Source organism: Parabacteroides caeci (assembly GCF_023656795.1).
In the GTDB taxonomy this organism is placed as follows: Bacteria; Bacteroidota; Bacteroidia; order Bacteroidales; family Tannerellaceae; genus Parabacteroides; species Parabacteroides segnis.
This window is the reverse complement of record NZ_JAMOKT010000023.1, coordinates 1-20,462: the sequence shown is the minus strand read 5'-3', so window position 1 is coordinate 20,462 and position 20,462 is coordinate 1. Positions and strand designations below refer to the sequence as shown.

Annotated in this window: 17 protein-coding genes and 2 tRNA genes; 1 reads left to right on the top strand and 18 read right to left on the bottom strand. The window is 45.1% G+C overall.

The window, feature by feature from the left end:
* Nucleotides 1-216: 216 nt before the first annotated feature.
* Entirely contained in the window at nt 217-1,233 is a 1,017-nt protein-coding gene (locus NBH15_RS13085; protein WP_250822807.1) for a FecR family protein, read from the bottom strand.
* 129 nt (nt 1,234-1,362) lie between these two features.
* Between NBH15_RS13085 and NBH15_RS13080 the strand changes: the two genes are divergently transcribed.
* Nucleotides 1,363-1,953: an RNA polymerase sigma-70 factor gene (locus tag NBH15_RS13080; protein ID WP_122327199.1), complete on the top strand. Its 591-nt coding sequence runs from the start codon at nt 1,363-1,365 to the stop codon at nt 1,951-1,953.
* Nucleotides 1,954-1,986: 33 nt separating this feature from the next.
* Here the strand turns inward: NBH15_RS13080 and NBH15_RS13075 are convergent, their stop codons facing one another.
* The 17 genes from NBH15_RS13075 to NBH15_RS12995 all read right to left on the bottom strand — a co-directional run bounded on the left by NBH15_RS13075 (nt 1,987) and on the right by NBH15_RS12995 (nt 20,242).
* Nucleotides 1,987-3,429: a TlpA family protein disulfide reductase gene (locus NBH15_RS13075; RefSeq protein WP_250822806.1), complete on the bottom strand. Its 1,443-nt coding sequence runs from the start codon at nt 3,427-3,429 to the stop codon at nt 1,987-1,989.
* A 285-nt stretch (nt 3,430-3,714) separates the two neighbouring features.
* Complete coding sequence (locus NBH15_RS13070; RefSeq protein WP_284706472.1) at nt 3,715-4,695, bottom strand: DUF3810 domain-containing protein; 981 nt, start codon at nt 4,693-4,695, stop codon at nt 3,715-3,717.
* A 74-nt stretch (nt 4,696-4,769) separates the two neighbouring features.
* On the bottom strand, nt 4,770-8,462 hold the full coding sequence (gene metH, locus NBH15_RS13065) for a methionine synthase (RefSeq protein WP_250822805.1): 3,693 nt from the start codon (nt 8,460-8,462) through the stop codon (nt 4,770-4,772).
* A 45-nt stretch (nt 8,463-8,507) separates the two neighbouring features.
* The gene (smpB, locus tag NBH15_RS13060) at nt 8,508-8,969 is read right to left on the bottom strand and encodes an SsrA-binding protein (protein ID WP_128134331.1); all 462 of its coding nucleotides are present in this window, start codon (nt 8,967-8,969) and stop codon (nt 8,508-8,510) included.
* 13 nt (nt 8,970-8,982) lie between these two features.
* Nucleotides 8,983-9,549, bottom strand: a complete 567-nt coding sequence (locus tag NBH15_RS13055) for a YIP1 family protein (RefSeq protein WP_250822804.1) — start codon at nt 9,547-9,549, stop codon at nt 8,983-8,985.
* Between the two features lie 57 nt (nt 9,550-9,606).
* Nucleotides 9,607-10,371, bottom strand: a complete 765-nt coding sequence (locus NBH15_RS13050; protein ID WP_128134330.1) for a hypothetical protein — start codon at nt 10,369-10,371, stop codon at nt 9,607-9,609.
* 152 nt (nt 10,372-10,523) lie between these two features.
* Nucleotides 10,524-11,681, bottom strand: a complete 1,158-nt coding sequence (gene lysA, locus NBH15_RS13045) for a diaminopimelate decarboxylase (RefSeq protein WP_128134329.1) — start codon at nt 11,679-11,681, stop codon at nt 10,524-10,526.
* 61 nt (nt 11,682-11,742) lie between these two features.
* Nucleotides 11,743-13,059, bottom strand: a complete 1,317-nt coding sequence (locus NBH15_RS13040; RefSeq protein WP_128134328.1) for an aspartate kinase — start codon at nt 13,057-13,059, stop codon at nt 11,743-11,745.
* 66 nt (nt 13,060-13,125) lie between these two features.
* The gene (locus NBH15_RS13035; protein ID WP_250822803.1) at nt 13,126-13,803 is read right to left on the bottom strand and encodes a cell division ATP-binding protein FtsE; all 678 of its coding nucleotides are present in this window, start codon (nt 13,801-13,803) and stop codon (nt 13,126-13,128) included.
* Between the two features lie 6 nt (nt 13,804-13,809).
* Nucleotides 13,810-14,406 carry a bifunctional phosphoribosyl-AMP cyclohydrolase/phosphoribosyl-ATP diphosphatase HisIE gene (hisIE, locus tag NBH15_RS13030; RefSeq protein ID WP_007657448.1) on the bottom strand — a complete coding sequence of 199 codons (597 nt, stop codon included), beginning with the start codon at nt 14,404-14,406 and terminating at the stop codon, nt 13,810-13,812.
* Nucleotides 14,407-14,419: 13 nt separating this feature from the next.
* Nucleotides 14,420-15,175 carry an imidazole glycerol phosphate synthase subunit HisF gene (gene hisF, locus NBH15_RS13025; RefSeq protein WP_128134327.1) on the bottom strand — a complete coding sequence of 252 codons (756 nt, stop codon included), beginning with the start codon at nt 15,173-15,175 and terminating at the stop codon, nt 14,420-14,422.
* A gap of 20 nt (nt 15,176-15,195) precedes the next feature.
* The gene (gene hisA, locus NBH15_RS13020) at nt 15,196-15,915 is read right to left on the bottom strand and encodes a 1-(5-phosphoribosyl)-5-[(5-phosphoribosylamino)methylideneamino]imidazole-4-carboxamide isomerase (protein ID WP_128134326.1); all 720 of its coding nucleotides are present in this window, start codon (nt 15,913-15,915) and stop codon (nt 15,196-15,198) included.
* 6 nt (nt 15,916-15,921) lie between these two features.
* The gene (hisH, locus tag NBH15_RS13015) at nt 15,922-16,512 is read right to left on the bottom strand and encodes an imidazole glycerol phosphate synthase subunit HisH (protein ID WP_128134325.1); all 591 of its coding nucleotides are present in this window, start codon (nt 16,510-16,512) and stop codon (nt 15,922-15,924) included.
* A gap of 212 nt (nt 16,513-16,724) precedes the next feature.
* A tRNA-Asp gene (locus tag NBH15_RS13010) sits at nt 16,725-16,801 on the bottom strand.
* A 41-nt stretch (nt 16,802-16,842) separates the two neighbouring features.
* Nucleotides 16,843-16,916, bottom strand: a tRNA-Asp gene (locus NBH15_RS13005).
* Between the two features lie 181 nt (nt 16,917-17,097).
* Nucleotides 17,098-18,135 carry an NHL repeat-containing protein gene (locus NBH15_RS13000; protein ID WP_250822802.1) on the bottom strand — a complete coding sequence of 346 codons (1,038 nt, stop codon included), beginning with the start codon at nt 18,133-18,135 and terminating at the stop codon, nt 17,098-17,100.
* Between the two features lie 28 nt (nt 18,136-18,163).
* The gene (locus NBH15_RS12995; protein ID WP_250822801.1) at nt 18,164-20,242 is read right to left on the bottom strand and encodes an NHL repeat-containing protein; all 2,079 of its coding nucleotides are present in this window, start codon (nt 20,240-20,242) and stop codon (nt 18,164-18,166) included.
* Between the last annotated feature and the right edge of the window lie 220 nt (nt 20,243-20,462).

Genomic DNA, 20,462 nt, shown 5'->3' with positions numbered 1-20,462 from the left:
TTAAGATAAACCGCAGAAACTCTGCTACCCAAAACTGTTGGGTATTAAAATGTTTTTGCATAACTTTGTACTGATCTAATTAATAAAAAATGATTTACTATGCTTGTCGCCAAACAAGCGTTTTAAATGATTTCTTTTCATCCGGTGAAATACGCCAATATTTCTCCGGATGTTTTTCTTTAGGGTGGTTTGCTTTTCATGATCTTTTCAATTAGATTAATAAATTTCTATTCTCGCTCTCTCATTTGTCGTATTCTGGGTATCCAGATAACGCCATTTTATATTCGATGATATTTTAAATATTTCCAATATACGTTCCAGACGCTGGTTTGTGAAAGTACCGTTGAAGGCTTCACTGCGAAGGCGGTCATTGGATAATACGAAGTTTACATTAAAACGTTTCTCCAACATCCGCAATGCTTCCGGTAACGGAGTTGCCAGGAAAACAATCTTTCCGTCTTTCCAGGCAGTCTCTGTTTCACCGCTTGTCCGGAACAGCTTAACCAGAGAAGAGGTTGTATCATACAGCAGTTTTTGTCCGGGTTTCATCTCTACCGTAGCAAGTTTCTGATTCTTCTGATAAGCAAAGCGGACTTTCCCTTCCACCAACGTTGTGGAGATAAACGAATCTCTCTCGAATGCTTCCACATTAAAAGACGTTCCCAGGACTTCAATCTGCGTTTGACAAGGACCGGATACGATAAAACGATGCTCAGGATCTTTCTGTACTTCAAAGAAGGCCTCTCCTTTTAGTTGAACATTTCTCTTTTCTCCACTGAAAGAAGAAGGATAGGTCAAAGAAGATTCCGAATTAAGATAGACTTTGGAACCGTCAGGAAGGTCGACAGTCGTCGTCATTCCCGGATTTGTTTTTATCTCGATCATCCGGGCAATCTCAGTCCGGGGAGTAAAGTGCTCGATGCCCCAGATAATAAGAAGGGGAACAAAGAGAATAGCTGCCACCCGCTGTACCCAGGTAAACCAGTTTACGAGCGAATGTTCCTTACTCATTTTACGGTTGACGGAAGCCAAAGCCCTCTCTGTATTCACCTGCAATTCCATCCGCACCGTTCCCATTGCCTGATCGATGGCATACATTTGTTTGACAATCCGGTAATTATCTTCCGACTGCCCAATCCATTCCTCTACCATCCGGCATTCTTCTATCGTTGCCTCACCGGAACAATACCGGGGAAGAATCTCTTCTATCTTATCTATATTGAATGTTTCCATCTACACTTTTATCCCTGTTTATATATTAGACAAGAGAACTCCGACAGATTACTAAACGGAAATCCACTTTTTTTTGATATTTTTTTTCTACGACAAAAAACCTACCTTTGCAACCAGGGAGAAAGTGATATGAAAAATACCTCACAAGCGATAGATGATTCATTTCTGTTATCAGCCATGCAACATGGGGATAAAAAGGCTTATGGTACCTTATTCAGAAGATACTATCCGATGTTATGTACGTATGCAAATCGATTTGTCAGTCTGGAAGATGCCGAAGAGATCGTGCAGGATGTCATGTTATGGTTATGGGAAAATCGGGAAATACAAACCTTCAACACCTCCTTCAGCCAATACCTGTACAAGGCAGTCTACCACAAATGCATCAATCAACTTACTCGCCAACAGTCACAATTGCGGGCTGAAACGCGTTTCTACGAATATATGCTGGAAATGCTACAGGACACCGATTTCTATCAAACGGAAGAGCTGAAAAAGCATATCTTTGAGGCAATACATGCTTTACCGCCCAGTTACCGGGAGGCATTTGTAATGCATCGCTTTGAAAATAAAAGTTATAAAGAGATTGCCGAAATCCTGCAAGTTTCCACCCAGACGGTAAATTACCGTATTCAGCAAGCCTTAAAACAGTTACGGGTCAGTTTAAAAGATTATCTACCGATCATCTTCTTATTACTCCCCAAAAACCTGCTTTCTTAAAGGCTTACTGAATTGTAAGGTTAGATTTCAGAATCATTCACCGGCTTCCCGTAACTGTTCCGCCAGTTTATCCATATCTTCCGGGCTGGCTGCTTTCTTGAATTGCAACTCTCCCTTCTTATTGATGATAGCGCAATGAGGTATGTATAAGGCACCGTTATTTCCGAATGTATTGTAAATATCCATCTTGAAAAACTCATTAATAATAACGTGGTCGCCCTTCAGATTATAATACCCGGCCATCTTCTTCCACAAAGCGGCATCAGTCGGACGGTCGATAGAAACATACAACAATACGATGTCATTCTCTTTCGCATATTGTTGCAAAGGTTTCACATGGGCAAAAGACTCACGGCAAGGACCACACCAGGTAGCCCAGATATCAATAAAAATGACTTTGCCGGCATATCGGTCGGTTATCTCTTTAAAGGAACGCACACTATCCGTGTTCAGTATATGAATGTCTTCGGGAAGCTCCTGGTTGTTGAATGCGATATTTTTCTGTACCGCTTTTTCCAATGCCGGAGTCAGCGTGCTACCCGGATGCAATTCTTTAAACTGTTCATATAAAGCCGGTATCCCCGTTGAATAACTCTCGTTCGAAGCATCTTCAAGGATGACGTTGGCCATGGCGACTTCCTGTACACGCCCTTTCAGGTTGTTTTTATACCAGTCGAAAAGTTTCTGTTTGCCTTCATTCCGGTCTTTGGGCTGCTGTTTTGTTTTCATGTAAAGTTCTATACCGGCAGCATTGGATATCACATCAGCAAATGCGTCGGAAAAGACATTCTCCGGCCGGCTGATATCAGCATATGCCAGCATTTCCGGATAAACGGCCTCCCACTCTTTCTTGGTTTCTTCCGTTCCCTGATAGTCAATACCGAAATATTGGTTCATAAAGGCCAGCAACATCTGCATACGAACGTCTTGCACCGCCCTCTTTTTGAATACATTATCCACCCCATTAATTTTTTGTTCTATTCCCGACGCATAGTCCGTCAGTTTCTGATAGACAGAAGAGGCTACCGTATCCTTTGCCACCTGGAAAGCATCCCCTCTTCGTGCTCTCAAATTAAAGACTTCTCCCTGTAACCGGGAAAGTTCTTTTACTATTTCATTTTCATTTGCCAACGTATTTTCAATACTCAGGCTATTTTCGAGGGATGCGTCGATATCGAGTACATTCTTTCCCGGTTCAGCATAAACCGTTCCCAGATATTTTTGCCCGTAAATGTAAAAGGATATCTTCTCATTTCCTTTAGACGGAAAAGTTATACGATACGTACTGTCGGCTTGCAGAAACAAGGTATCCTTTTGTGTTGCATTGTATATACCATCCATTGTCGGCCGATAAACGATCGTATTACCGGAAAGATTCGAAACTTTACCTTCAAGGGTTATCGATTCCGGCGAACAACCCGTTAATCCAAAGATAGCTATACCAGCCAATACACATCCCAGTCTTTGATTTTTCATCTTATTAGTTTTAGATATTTGCTACATAATTGATATACGCAAAAGTAGAGAATTATTTAGCAAATATCTACCGTTAGGTATTAATTTGTTTCAGTCATGATCAGATATGATCTATCTAATTATCGACCGGTTGTAACTGCCTCCCCTCTGGAGAGGGGGAAGGGGAGCCAGTTACAACCAGTCACTAAACCGATAGCTCAAATCTTTCTAAATTGGCATATTGCCACATTGGCTTATTTTCTATCTTTTCACCGGTGTAAATCCTTCTGTTGGCTTGTTACGCGATCATTTTTCTTGTGAGGAAGCATCCAGAGCCATTAAAAGAGCGACCACTTCCGAATAATTCTGACGGCCGGAAGGAATGTTGTTTCCTTTCAGGAACCAATTATAGACCGTGTCCTGTATATCGCCGATTGTCGGGCTATACAACGTTTGCCAGTAAGCCACTTTACGGTTGTAGGCATCCTTCACATCCGGAGAGATTGTTTCTTTCCAACGGTTGAAATCCTCTTCCGGCAACAACTGGTACGCATTGCCCAGCACATAAGGTAACAAACCGAAATAAGCGGAGAAACGTATTTCCGGCACTTCGGAACGTGAACATGCCAGAAAACCGTACAGATTTGCCTCCGCCTCATTGGAAATACCCAGTACATGCGCCATTTCATGAGCATAGGTGAAAGGATACTGGATCGGAAGCAGATCCGGATTCAGATTGTATTCGGTAAAGAACGGCCCCATATATCCCAGTACGCCGACACCGCTCATCAGGGCCGGAACCAGCATCGGTTTCGGATGCAGGTAAGCCGCCGGCCGGACCAGGCCGAAACGTCCCGCTATTTCCCGGTAGCTTTTCTCCACCTCCTTCGCCACGACCGCCTTATCGATCTTCCCGACAGGAACAAAGGAAGCATTCAATGCCTCCGTGTAATCAGCCAGAAACGAACGGAAGTTATCCTCCGAATAGGCTGCATAAGGCACTTCCGCCCGGGCATAGAAGTTCATCCTGAAATAATTCATCCCCCAGGCCATATAGAACCAGACATATACCCAAAGCAAAAATTCCGCCATCCGCCCGATGGTTCTCAGCCACGGACGCCGTTTCACAATCGCATAAACCAGATAGACTATCAACCCGGCAATACTGCCATAAATAAAGCAATCGCCGATCGAGAAAGGGAAAAGAGAAGAAAAACGAGATAACACCGCCGAAAATACCGGATAAACCGTACGGGCATACCACTCTCCCATCACAGGAGAAGACATAGTCGTCCAGATAAACACCAGCAAGACCGCCAGTACAACCCAGCGCAAACGAATATTTTTAATCACATCCACATTCAGGATATATTCTTATTCAACAATTTCTTTGCCTCCGCCTCCGACAGGTTGCGGCGACCGGCATATTCTTTCATTTGTTCTTCATCGATCGAGCCGATCATGAAATACTGCGAATCGGGGTGGGCGATGTAGATACCGCTGACTGTTGCGGTGGGATACATGGCACCGTTTTCCGTCAGTTTCACATGGATCTGCGACATATCGAGCAGGTTGTCCAACGTATAATTCAACAACTGGTCGGGCAATGAAGGATAACCGATTGCCGGACGGATACCCTGATATTTCACTTTGTACAGGTCAGGGATCGACAAAGCTTCGTCCGGAGCATACCCCCAGTATTCTTTGCGGACTTTTTCATGGAGATATTCCGCCAGGGCTTCCGCCAGACGGTCCGTCAATGTCTGAAGCAACATGGAATTGTAGGTGTCCCCTTCTTCTTCCAGCTTATTCTTCAAGTCTTCGGCACCGACACCGGCCGTTACGACAAACGCACCCGCATAATCGGTACGGCCTTCCGACACCGGCATGATATAATCGGCCAGCGATTTATAAACGCCCTCCTCCTTTTTCGACTGCTGACGCAATACCGGGATCGCGATCTCTCCTATCCGGATCGTATCGCCATCGCTGTTAGCCGGGAAGAAACCGTAGATGGCCTTACAATATTCAGCCTTCATCTCTACCAGCCGGTCCAGCAGTTTGACTGCGTCTTTATACAGTTGCATGGCTTCAGCCGCCTTGGCACGGTCCTCTTCCGGAAAATCGGCCAGCCAGGAAGCACGACAAGCGTCGCAACCATGTATCTGAGTGATACCGGCAAAGCGGCCGTTCAGTTTCCAGGCGGTAAAGAAGAATGTCCAATGTATATAAGGAATGATTTCCTCCAACGGGATATAAGGCAATACATGGATACCCATCTGATTCGGAACTACCGGCGTATATCCCTTCCAGTCTATCTGTTGAGGATTGGCACGGGCTTCGCTCAGTGAAACCAGCACTTCCTTTTTCTTTTCCATGGAAGCACGCAAGGCTTCATATTCATTATTCAGATTTTCGATATACGCATCACGGGTATCCGGATTCAGCAGCTTGGCTGCGATCAACGGGTTCTGCGATGCATCGAGCACATGGATCACCGGATAGTCGTAATGAGGAGCGATCTTGATAGCCGTATGCAATTTGGAGGTTGTCGCACCGCCCACCATAATAGGTATGGTCAGACCTGCTTTCTGCATTTCATCCGTCACATGTACCATCTCTTCCAGCGAAGGGGTGATCAGGCCGGACAGGCAAACCAGGTCGGGCTGCTCCTTCATGGCAGTCTGCACGATCACTTCGGCAGGAACCATCACACCCAGGTCGATCACTTCGTAGTTGTTGCAGGCCAGGACGATCGAAACGATATTCTTTCCGATATCATGCACATCGCCTTTTACGGTAGCAAAAACTACCTTTCCCGCTTTTGCCGAACCGGCTGCCGATTTCTGCGCCTCGATGGCCGGTTGCAGGATAGCCACTGCCTTTTTCATCGTACGGGCGGTCTTCACCACCTGCGGCAGGAACATTTTTCCGGCCCCGAACAATTCGCCGACCTTATTCATGCCGCTCATCAACGGACCGTCGATAATATCCACGGCACGCGGATATTCCTTCAACGCCTCCTGCAAGTCTTCTTCCAGATGGTCACCGATACCTTTTATCAGGGCATATTCAAGACGTTCCTTCAATGGCTGTTCACGCCAGGCTTCATGCTTTTCTTCCGTTCCGCCCTGTTTCTCAACGACCAGATTCTGGGCATAGGAGATCAGTTCCTCTGCCGCTTCGGGACGGCGGTACAAGATCACATCTTCCAGCAAATTGCGGAATTCAGGTTCTATATCTTCATACAGTACGGCAGACGACGGGTTGACAATACCCATATCCAGTCCCTTGCTGATAGCATGGTAAAGGAATACGGAGTGCATCGCCTCACGTACATAATTATTTCCACGGAATGAGAACGACAGGTTACTGATACCGCCGCTCACCTTCGCACCCGGCAAGTTCTGTTTGATCCATTCGACAGCACGGATAAAATCGAGTCCGTAGCCATTATGTTCTTCCATACCGGTAGCAATAGCCAGTACATTCGGGTCGAATATAATTCCATTCGGATCGAAATCTATTTTCTCCCGGAGGAGACGGTAAGCGCGTCCGCAGACTTCGGCTTTCCGTTCGAAAGTATCCGCCTGCCCTTTTTCATCGAAAGCCATCACCACGGCGGCAGCTCCCAACTGTTTGATGCGGGCAGCATGGGCCAGGAAGACTTCCTCCCCTTCTTTCAGCGAGATCGAATTGACAATACTCTTACCCTGCACACACATCAGTCCCTCTTCGATCACTTCCCATTTGGAAGAGTCGATCATGACGGGGACACGGGCGATATCGGGCTCGGAAGCGACCAGGTTCAGGAAAGTAGTCATCTCCTTCACCGCATCGAGCATACCATCATCCATATTGATATCGATCACCTGGGCACCATCTTCCACTTGTTTGCGGGCAATGGTCAGCGCCTCTTCATAGTTTCCCTCTTTGATCAGGCGCAGGAACTTGCGCGAGCCGGCCACGTTACAACGTTCGCCGATATTGATGAAGTTATTTTCTTTCTTTACTTCCAGCAGTTCGAGGCCCGACAGCCACAGGCAGTCCGGTTTCGGAGCCGGCACATGCGGCTTCGCTCCTTTTACCAATGCCGGATACTGGGCGATATGGGCCGGAGTCGTACCGCAACAGCCACCGATAATATTTACCAGTCCTTCTTCGATAAATGGTTTGACATGGACAGCCATCTTTTCGGGTGTCTCATCGTATGTACCGAAACTGTTAGGCAACCCGGCATTCGGATAGGCACTGATAAAGTAAGGGGCATGTTTGGCCAGTTCCGCCAGATAAGGCTTCATATCGGCCGCACCGAACGAGCAGTTCAGGCCGATGCTGACCAGGTTGATATGCTGAACCGATGCCAGGAAAGCACCCAGCGTCTGCCCGGACAACGTGCGTCCGCCCTGAGCCGACAACGTCAGGGACAACATGATGGGCAGGTTTTTGCCTTTTTCCTTCAATGCTGTTTCGGCTGCCTCGAGTCCGGCTTTCACGTTCAGCGTATCGAAGGTAGTCTCGAAAAGGATAAGATCGACACCACCGTCAATCAAGGCCTCCACCTGTTCCTTATATGCTTTATATACATCTTTATAGGTAACGGCACGGTAAGCAGGGTTGCTTACATCGGGGCTCATGGAGGCGGTCTTGTTAGTCGGACCGATCGAGCCGGCAACAAAAACAGTCCTGTCGGGATGTTCCGCCATGAACTCGTCGGCCACTTCGCGTCCCAACTTACCGGCGGCCAGGTTTATTTCGCGCACATATTCCTGCATAGCGTAATCTTCCATCGAGATCGCGTTGGCATTGAATGTGTTGGTAGCAAAAATATCGGCCCCGGCATCCAGGTATTGCCGGTGAATGGATTTGATCACGTCCGGACGGGTGATACACAACAGGTCGTTGTTTCCTTTCAGCTGTCCGGGGAAATCGGCAAAACGGTCGCCGCGATAATCCTGTTCATTGAGTTTGAATCCCTGGATCATGGTACCCATACCACCATCCAGTATCAGGATACGCTCCTGGAGAGATCGTATAAATAGTTCTTTAGTCATAGATATGTTGTTTCTTTATGAAAAGAGAAACGGCAAGAATATCTCTTACCGTTTGAAAGCCCTGTCCATCTCCCGCTTATCGTCACGGGCTTTGATGGAATCGCGCTTATCGTATTCCTTCTTACCTTTGGCAATAGCGACAACCACTTTCGCCAGCCCTTTTTCATTGATGAACATACGGGTCGGGATAATGGTAAAACCGCTGTTGCGGGCGGCACTGTCTATCTTGCGCAGTTCCTTTTTGGTAAGCAGTAGTTTGCGGTCGCGGCGTGCGACGTGATTATTATAGGTACCATAGAAATACTCGGCGATATACATGTTCTTTACCCACAACTCACCTTTCTCTATGATACAGAACGTATCCACCAGGCTGGCTTTTCCCAGGCGGATGGATTTAATCTCCGTCCCTGTCAGCACAATCCCGGCAGTAAAAGTATCGAGCAATTCGTAATCGAAGGTTGCCCGCTTATTCTTTATCTGTATATTATTACTAATCTTTTCTTTCATCTTTTTCTAACTGTCAATAACGTAACCCCGGCATCAGCATGAATAAAACAAACTCGATCACCGCCGGCGTCAACAAAATGATAACGGTTGTTATACCGGCAAACTTCAGGCGCTCTTTCTCTTCCACCTGCATGTAAGGACCGGCCCCTTCCCATACAATATAAAATGTATAAAGTATAAAGATGCGCAGGAAGAAAAACTCCGGCAACAGCATAAGTACGACGTTCAACGCAAACATCAGGGAGGATGAATAACCAACAAAACGCTGGCAAAGTTTCATATCTTTCTCTCTTTTGAACAATCCCTGCCAGGCTTCATTCAGCAAATATGCCCCGAGATAGAAACCTCCGAACGAAGCAACCAGCGTTTTGATCGACGACTTCAACGCCAGTTCGACATCAAATTCCTTCCGTGTAAACAATACGCCCAGAAAAGCTGCCACAGTTACCAGCCCGATTAACGGATATATAAAGCGCGACAAGAACTCGTCGTCCTTCTCTTCTTTCCTCGACAGCATATCCCAGGCCTTCCCCGGTTGGGATATGATGGCTATAACCCATTTAATTATCTCCTTGTACATCTATCTGTTTTTCTATTTGAATATATTCTCCCTATCCCCTCTACTATCTGTTTTTCCTTATTCAGTCCTGCTGTTAATTTTATATTCTATCGGTTCCGTCCTGTCCCAGATACAAGCAGTCGTATCCTTATTAAAAGCAGAAGCATAATTGATCGCTATAGAAAATGTGTTGCTGCCTTTTTCTTCCTCCAAAGCACTCACCATATTATAGAACTCTTCCACACTAAAGGCATTCACCAGGTTCAGTTGCTGGCCTTTAGGCAACTCCTCCCCTTCCCCGACTTCAATTCTCGCTATCGCTCTCAGATATAAATTGTAAATACGTTTGCCGTCTTCCTGGGTATACAGATTTTCAGGATTATAGCTTATCATGAAACTATCCTTCTGATTCTCCACAACCGTATGGGTACTCCATAAAAACAACCGGCCTCTGATATAAAAGTCCCTTCCAGTGATAGCCTTCGTCAGCATCTCGTCTTTCAATACGACCGTTGTATCCGTCCAGTTTTTATCTACAGGCCACAAATCCACAGGTATAGGATTTTCTATCAGCTCGATAGACAAACTATCCGAATTCTGTAACTCAGGAGCAGCAGAATCAAATGAATATTGTATCAGAAAACAATCGCCATTATTCCCGCTTACGCCTAAATTGGTACCATAAAGGAAACGCCCGCCCTCAACAAAGAAGCCCTGGGTCGGACGGGTCTGATATACAGCTTCCTGCTCCCCTACGGTGATCCGTGTATTCGTATCCCCCAGACAAGAGGACATCATCAACAAGCAAACTATGAATATGCTATATAACTCTTTATTTTTCATCACATTCTATCTTTACAAACATTCAAGTTTAACCACACCCCACATGACGGGATCGTACAAAGGTAGTAAAAAAGGAAACACAACAAACAAGAAAACCGGGAACCTTTGCAAAAACAAAGAAACCCGGCTTTCTCTATATAATTAATTAACAATTAAATCGTATCGGAATAGTAGGCTTTCGGAAGCTGGCGACAGTTGTACTGGGAAGCCATCACCTCGCCGTAAGCACCGGCCGAACGCAAGGCGATCAGGTCTCCGCGATGTGCTTTATTCAATTCTACATCTTTACCGAACACGTCGGATGATTCGCAGATAGGGCCAACTACATCATACAATTCAACATCTTCATCACTGGAGATATTCTCGATCCGGTGATAAGCGTCATACATGGCCGGACGGATCAGTTCGGTGAAACCGGCATCCAGGATAGCGAATTTCTTTGTCTCGCCTTCCTTTACATACAGCACCTTTGAGATCAGCGTACCGCACTGGGCTACTACCGAGCGGCCCGGCTCGAAATGTACCTGCTGGCCGGGACGTATTTTCAGCAATTTATTGAATACGGCAAAGTAATTATCGAAAGCCGGGATCGGCAAATGATTCGGGTGATAATAATCGATACCGAGGCCACCTCCGAAATTCACATTTTCGATCCGGATACCACGTGCTTCCAGGTCTTCCTGTATTTCGTTTACACGAATCACCAGGTTACGGAAAGCCGACATGTCCGTAATCTGCGAACCGATATGGAAATGAATACCGATCAGTTTCACATTTTTCAGATTCGCCAGGTTATCCAGCACCTGTCCTAACTGGCTCAGGTTGATACCGAACTTATTCTCCTTCATACCGGTCGTGATCTTGGCATGTGTATGGGCATCCACTTCCGGGTTGATACGGAGAGCGACCGAGGCTACTTTATTCTTAGCGGCAGCCAGTTCGTCAATTATCTCCAACTCTACCGCCGATTCCACATTGAAACAAAAAATATCGTTATCCAGTCCCAGATTGATCTCCCAGTCGGCTTTGCCCACACCGGCAAAAACGATCTTATCAGCCGGAAAACCTGCATCCAATGCCGCTTTAACCTCACCGCCGCTTACACAATCGGCACCCAGTCCATTTTCAGCTATGATAGAAAGGATTCGCGGATTGGCATTTGCCTTTACGGCATAATGTGCATGATAGCCGTATTTGCCGGCTTCGTTCTTCACCATATCCAGTGTATCCTGTAATAACTTTACATCATAATAATAGAAGGGCGTAGGAAGTGCCTTCAATTTATCTATCGGGAATGTTCCTTTGAGCATATTACTTTATTATATATAAATTAAAAAAAAGGGCAGTCCGGAAAAGGCTGCCCTCATATATTTAGTTGTTAAATAAATGATCGCTTAACGCCTGCAGCGCTTTCACTTTATCAGTGGCTTTCACCAGAAGTGAGACGTTGTAGTTGCTACCGCCATATGATATCATACGTACCGGAACATCTTTCATCGCCTGAACGATGCGGGCTTCAAAACCGACGTTATCCCATTCCAGGTCACCAACTACGCAAACAATTACCATATCTTCATCTACGGTAACGGTTCCGTATTTCTTCAGATCGTCTACAATTTCTTCCAGATGTTTGCGGTTGTCGATCGTTACCGATACGCCTACCTCAGAAGTAGTAACCATGTCGATCGGAGTCTGGTAGTTTTCGAAGATTTCGAATACCTTACGCAGGAAACCGGTAGCCAGCAACATACGGCCGCTCTTTATCTTAATGGAAGTGATATTGTCTTTCGCAGCAACGGCTTTGATCTTTCCTTTTTCTGTGTTGTTAGAGATCAATGTACCCGGAGCATCCGGCTGCATAGTGTTCAGCAGGCGAACCGGTATATTGTTCAACTTCGCCGGCAGGATACAAGTCGGATGCAAAATCTTGGCACCGAAATAAGCCAGTTCAGCCGCTTCCTCGAAATGCAGGTTACGGACAGGAGATGTTTTATCAACGATACGCGGATCGTTATTGTGCATTCCGTCGATATCTGTCCAGATCTGAATTTCATCAGCATTGAGGGCTGCACCGATCAAAGAAGCGCTATAGTCGCTACCGCCACGCTGCAAGTTATCAATTTCACCGTAAGCATTACGGCAAATGTAACCCTGAGTGATATACAACTCAGCATCCTTATGTTCATTCAGCAGTTTAACCAGACGCTCTTTAATATATACAGGGTCCGGTTCTGCATTCTTGTCCGTCCGCATATATTCCAATGCCGGAAGCAGGACAGATTTCACACCTGTTTCATTCAGATACAGGTTCATCATGCCAGTAGAAATCAACTCGCCTTGTGCCAACACAACCTTTTCTTCGAACAAGGTGAACAGGTCTTTTGTAAAAGTGCGGATATAATCGAAATGAGATTTTACAAGTTCTTTGGCTTTCTGCTTATATTCGTCGGTACTGTACAGTTCTTCGATATGTCCGTAATATTTCTGTGCAAGCTTATTGATGATTTCATTTGCACCATCCGGATTTTTCTTGTACAGGTAGTCGGATATTTCAACCAACGAGTTGGTTGTACCTGACATGGCAGACAATACGACAATGTTACGGTCGCCCGAGCAAATCAATTTTGCTACATCTTTCATTCTCTGTGCAGATCCCACAGAAGTACCGCCAAACTTTAAAATTTTCATTTTCTTTTCCTATAATTAAATTGTTTGTTCCTTGCTTCTTTTGCGTGTGCAAAGTTACATAAAAAATTATTCACCGACATCACCCAGGCGTGCATTCTCACATTTAACTATACGGGCCGGATAATTATGCACCAGCGTGTAGTTATGTGTAGTCATTATCACCGCCGTACCCTTCTCACAGATGTCGTGCAGAAGCTGTACGATCTGGCCGCTTGTTTCAGGGTCCAGATTACCGGTCGGCTCATCGGCTAATATCAGTTTAGGATCATTCAGGAGTGCTCTTGCTATGACGATACGTTGCTGCTCGCCGCCCGATAGTTCGTGCGGCATCTTGTACCCTTTGTTATGCATACCCACCTGGTGAAGCACATTGTCGATGCGCTCCTTTATCTCGCTCTTCTTCTTCCAGCCTGTCGCCCGCAATACGAACTCCAGGTTTTTGATCACCGAACGGTCGGTAAGCAGCTGAAAATCCTGAAACACAATCCCGAGCTTACGGCGAAGATACGGGATATCTTTCCGTTTCATCTTACAGAGATTGTAATCCAACAGCCAGGCATCGCCTTGGCTGATGGGGATTTCGCAATACAAGGATTTCAACAGACTGCTCTTTCCGGAGCCTACTTTTCCAATGACGTACACAAACTCCCCGTTACACAAGGTAAAAGAGGCATCGTGCAATATGACATTTTCATCGCGGCAGATTTCGATGCCATCCAGTCTGAGCAGTGTTGTATCTTCCATAGTAATTTATCCTTTATGTCTTTTCTTTAATTCGCGTGCCAGGTCTTCCAGACGAAGTCCTTTGCTGGTCAGTAATACGATCAGATGATAGATCAGGTCGGATGCCTCGTAGATAAAGCCGTCTTCCGTTCCGTTGGTCGCTTCGATCACAGTTTCAACCGCTTCCTCTCCCACTTTCTGGGCCATACGGTTCACACCTTTCAAAAACAGGGAGGTCGTATAAGAGCCTTCCGGCATTTCCTGGCGGCGCTGTTCGATAAAGTCCTGCAAATATTTCAGGAACATGATATCTTCCACATTCTTTTCGCCGAAGCAGGTATCAGCACCTGTATGGCAAACCGGACCGGCGGGATTGGCTTTGATCAGGATCGTATCATTGTCACAATCCACCATCATGCTAACCACCTGCAAGGTGTTGCCGCTGGTTTCGCCTTTCATCCATAAACGGTTCTTTGTACGGCTAAAGAAGGTCACCTTACCGGTTTCCTTTGTTTCTTCATAGGCTTCTTCATTCATAAAACCCAGCATCAATACTTTGTTGGTATTGTTATCCTGAACGATTGCCGGGATAAGTCCGCCCATTTTTTCAAAATCTAATTTCATCTTATTCTTGTAATTATATTCTTACATTGATTCCTTCCCTGTTCAGATACTGCTTCAGGTCGGCTATGCCGATTTCACCGAAATGAAATACGCTGGCAGCCAATGCCGCATCGGCCTTACCTGCCGCGAATGTATCACGGAAATGTTCCATCTTTCCGGCACCGCCCGATGCGATGACCGGGATATGCAGGTTGTCCGCCAGAGTCGATAACGCCTCGTTTGCATAACCGTCTTTCACACCATCGTGTGTCATACTGGTAAACAGGATCTCTCCGGCTCCCAGGTTTTCGGCTTCGGCCGCCCACTGGAAAAGATGTTTCTCAGTCGGGATACGTCCGCCGTTCAGATAACAGATCCAGTCGCCATTCTCATAATTTGCATCGATGGCTACGACACAGACCTGGCTTCCGAAGTTCTTCGCGATCTCCTCGATCAACGAAGGGTTGCGCAGTGCCGCCGAGTTGATGGATACCTTATCGGCACCGGCACTCAACAGACGGTCTACGTCTTTCAATTCGTTAATACCGCCGCCCACAGTAAAAGGGATGCTGATATTTGCAGCTACTTTTTTGACCAGTTCGGTAAAGGTCTTGCGTCCTTCATGCGAAGCGGTTATATCCAGGTAGACAAGCTCGTCGGCTCCCTCCCGGCTGTATTGTGCTCCCAGCTCCACAGGATCCCCTGCATCGCGGAAGTTTACAAAATTAATACCTTTTACTGTTTTTCCATCTTTGATATCCAGACAGGGCACTATTCTCTTGGCTAGCATACGTTGATTTCTCCTTTGTTTCACGTAAAACGAAGCAGATCTTTCAAATCGATCTTTCCTTCGTAGATGGCTTTGCCGAAAATTACCGCCGGTATTCCCGCCTCAGCCAGTTTTTCTATATCTTCAATCGAACTGACACCGCCGCTGGCTATGATATATATAAAAGGCAATGCTTCCCGTATTTCCTTATATAATCCGACAGCCGGTCCCTGCAACATTCCATCCCGGCTGATATCCGTACAGATCACTTTTGTGATTCCTTTGTCGTAATACCCCTCGATGAAAGGGATCAGTTCCTTATCAGTAGTTTCCTCCCACCCGCTGATAGCAATCTTTTTATCTTTCGCATCAGCGCCTAATATAATTTTTTCGCTTCCGAACTTGGTAATCCAGGAAGTAAAAACTTCCGGGTTCTTCACTGCGATACTTCCGCCGGTCACCATCTGCGCACCGCTTTCAAAAGCAATCTCCAGATCATCTTCCTGCTTCAGTCCGCCGCCGAAGTCTATCACCAAAGCGGTCCGTGTCGCCAGTCTTTCCAGCACACGGTAATTGATGATCCGCCCCTGACGGGCACCGTCCAGATCCACTACATGCAAACGACGGATGCCATGCGCTTCGAACATCTTCGCCACTTCCAGCGGATCTTCGTTGTACACCTTCTTGGTATCGTAATCGCCTTGCGTCAGGCGGACACATTTGCCATCTATCAAATCTATTGCAGGGATAAGCTCGATCATATTCTCTTACAGTTTTAGAAAGTTCCTCAGAATTACTTCACCGACCGAACCACTTTTCTCCGGATGGAACTGCGTTGCATAGAAGTTATCCTTATGCAGCGAAGCACTGAACGGTAATATATAATTAGTGGTAGCAGCCGTATATTCATTTACGGGTACATAATAACTATGTACGAAGTAAACAAATTTGTTCTCCAATTGTGCGGTAAATAAACCATCTTTAACCTGAGTTATAGTATTCCATCCCATATGGGGCACCTTATCCTCATGACGGTGGGGAATGAACCGCTTTACTTCCGTGTCAAAAATCCCCAGGCACTCTGCATCTCCTTCCTCAGAATGACGACACATTAATTGCATACCCAGACAAATACCCAATACGGGTTGTTTCAGATCCCTGATAACAGCATCCAGTTTATGTTCTTGCAGATGAGCCATTGTCGTTTGTGCCTCCCCTACACCCGGGAAGATCACTTTATCTGCTTTACTTAATAGCTCCGGGTCCGCTGTTATCACAGGACTTACGCCCAATCGTTTCAGTGCATAATTCACTGAGTAGATATTTCCGGCATTATACTTAATAATGGCGACGTCCATTTTTCTTTCTCCGTTTTCTTTTTTATATTGAGTTGCAAAAGTAACAAATTATCATAACATATCACCGTATGGTTTATGAAAAGTTGCCAAACAGTGTAGATTTGTAACAAACCTGTTTTCTAAAGATGTAATTGGAAAATAAAAAAAGCCATAACACATGAAACACCAATATATAAAAAAAGTCTGCTAATCTAACGACTAACAGACTTTACTGGCGGTCCGGACGGGACTCGAACCCGCGACCCCATGCGTGACAGGCATGTATTCTAACCAGCTGAACTACCGAACCAAATAATAAAAAAAAATAAACAAAACATTATTCAAAAGAGGCGGTCCGGACGGGACTCGAACCCGCGACCCCATGCGTGACAGGCATGTATTCTAACCAACTGAACTACCGAACCTCTTCTTGGATAATCAATCTCTCTCGATTGCGGTGCAAAGGTAGATATTATTTTTAATTCTGCAATACTTTAAGCAAAAAAAATACACCAATATTTCAACCATACCTGATAGACAGCAAATTAGAAAGCACATATTTTTAAGAAAATATCCACTAAACACATGCTTGTCACGCTTAGATACTTACTCGCGTATCTCTCCTTTATGCACAATCATTTTTACCAATGTCTGCATCGATTTATGTGTATCCGAAACCCACAACACCGAATCGTTCTGCGCATAAATACGAACAGGCAGTAAAAAAGAGTATCCTTTGATGGCCTTTATTTTTTTCACCCATTCACCTTGTTGGCTATCATATATATTGATAGCATCGTTATCGCCGGTTGCATACCAACGTTCGTTACACAAAGCAAGCGTCTTAGGTTTAAAATCGAGAGAAAGAGACAGTTCGTCCATATCAATGGAAGTTCCGTTTACCAAATCATCATTTACCAATGTCGGATCGAGTACACGTATTTTCTTTCCCTCATAATCTGTAAGCAGAATATTCCCTTCTGCATTGAACTGCATATAGTGGGGAGCAAAACCATTGTTACCCGGACTGTTATTTCCGGAAACTTGCCAATGACGGTTTATCTTCTGATAATTTTCTTGAGTAACATCCGACTCTTTATAAATACTGACCTTTCCGTTCTTGTCGCGTGCAAAGATAAGGCCATCTTTCACCGCAAGCGCTTGTGCCTGAAATACCGGACCACTCCATTTTCCATTCCCAATACAAGTGACATAAGTCAGATCCGGTAGTTCGAACACATGAATGCGCGACTGCCGCTCAGCAACATATAATCGATTTCCTGCCGGAACAATAGCTTCGATCGAACTCCCGAAATTCTTTTCCTCATTGTCGAATTGCCATGATTTCACCACATCTAGCAATCGCCCCTCCTTTGTATTGAATACCAACAAACTGTTTCCTTCCTTTCCTATGTTAGCAATAAAAAGAGTATCTCCCAAATGTGCTACAGTATAAGGAGAGAAGTCCTCCAAGGCTTCCATTCCTAAAGTTTCCGCATTAACTAACTGTGCAGCCTCATAAGAATAATACCAATAACTATCATATTCGGGCGAACCCTCCTCCGGGTTCCCTATATCATCACTGCTGCACCGAATGGTCAGCATACCCAACAATACCAACCAGATATAAACATACATTTTCATATTCACTTTCATTATTTATGGGATCAACTTAGTTTAATTCATTCATAGGGATTGCATAGATACACGCTCCGCTCTTTGTACGGTCTATAATAAACAAGGTATTACGGCGAATACAGAATTTTTCCGGGACCTGCAAGGTGACATCTCCAACAACCGTGTAATCTTTCAAGATTTCGCCTGTCACCGGATCGACTTCGCTAAACTTCTCCTTGCCGTTTGAACTAACAAACAACCGACCTTCATAAAAATCCAAGGCATAAGGAATATTTGCATACGTCAGCTGATCGACACGTTTAAATGTTACTCCTTCACGAATAGCATCAGGAGTAAAGATATCTATGCGTTTGGACGGATGAGTGGAATACAACAGTCCGCTCTGTTCATCTACTGCCATTCCATAAGTACCGGCGGTTTCACCCAAATGTTCGGAACGGATATAGATACGCGGAGCCTTTTTCCCCGGTTCCAAAATTCGTTCTTCCACAATATCGATATAACGTTTATCATGAATCATAATCAGTCCCTTATAATATAGCACATCAAAAGCATGAACAGTCTGCGAAGGCCCTGTTCCCCAACTACCAGTACCGATACAAGTAATAAACTGATGGTCTGCCGCATCAAAAATCTCCGTTCGGCTACCCTCATGAGTAACGTAAATCTTTCCGTTAGCACGTGTAACCCCATTCGGTCGACCTGTAAATTTTTCCTGGGCATCCTCCCAGGTCCATTCCTTGATACTTTCCAAATGCTTCTTACCACCGTTTGCTATACTGAATACTTCCAGGCTATAGTTATTATCGGCATCATTCACGACATACAACGTATCACCATATGCAAACACATCTTTCGGACGGAAAGTAGCTGCTGTTGCTCCCGGTACATCTGAATAATCCAGTTTGAAAGTAACAGGCTCTCCATCGTTTCCCTCAGAAGTATTCTCTTCGCGTAGCGGTGACAATCCACCATCGAGAGCATCCAGTTCCGGATCTTCAATAATATATTTAGAAGCTACATAGATATCGTCAAAATACCTGTTTTTACTCCGGCGGGTATGTAAGAAACGGCGAGAATAAACCGGCAGTTCTTTCTCCAGCGACAAATCTACATATACATTATTACACAAAGTAGGCCAGCCTGGTCCGGTTTGTTCGTATGTCATGTTTCCGGCATGGCCATATCCGACACAGTGTGCAAATTCGTGAAAGATAGTCTCCGTAATACTTTTATCGTCGGCATAATGCTCCAAATAACACACCTCATGCATACCGAAGGTAGTTCCTCCCCCCAGCCCCATGACTCCTGTCGTATATCCGAAAACCAGTCCTGCATGATTAAGCACTTTCGTCAACAAGGCGCTTTTGTCGATCTCCATCCTGTCATTGTTACTATGCAACGGTCCAAACTCATACAATGCTTTCTCGAACTTTTGCGAAGAGAACATATAACTCATGTTCAGCGCAATAGCTACAGCTTCACGTGTATGCGAAGCCTTCATTTTATATTTCCAACTAGCCTGAGTGTCGCTATATCTGCCAAAAGCGATACGCCATTTGCAACGAATAGATTGCAACCTGTCCCAATAAGGATCGTCAGACTCTACCGTGAAAGAAATGTTTTCTCCCGTCAGATACGGGTTTGCCATGATACGGATCTTTTTTCCGCTACGGGTATAAGCCGTCAAGTCTTGAGTGGCAAACGGAATACATACCCGAAGTTGCTGAAACGGCAGCACCTTTTCGAGCGACATAAACATGAACTCTTCATCATATCCATCAATAGTCGCCCAGATGGTTACGTTTTTCAACGCTCTGGGGCTATAAAAGCGGAGTTGGAAATTGTGATCGTCGTCCAATTGAATCTGCAACGGCTGAGTGACATAGAAACTGCGCTGGCTCGAATCGAAATAAATATCCGGCGATTCTTCATCGTTCAGCAAATAATACGTATTATCCTCATTATAGGCAGCTTCCGTCATCCTGACGGGCAATTCTTCAATTACAAGACCACCTTCATCGGGTAGGGATACTTCATCATCTTTACAGCCAACCAGCTGCAAAAGCATACCAGCCAACACAAACAGGCTAGCGGGAAATAATCTTTTCATCGTCTGTCTTTGTTTAGAATTAAATATAATACTCTTCCGAAAAAGGGTGCAAAATTAATTATTTTCGATGTGTTTTACCAGTATTCTTATTGCAAGGCAGGGCGACCGCACCAAAATTCCTCTAAAAAGTTTATCATTGCAAAATGAATACCTCTAATTATTTTTCAGAAGTGACAGATCCTCGTGTAACAGGTCGCTGTCTACATTTGTTGTCAGATAT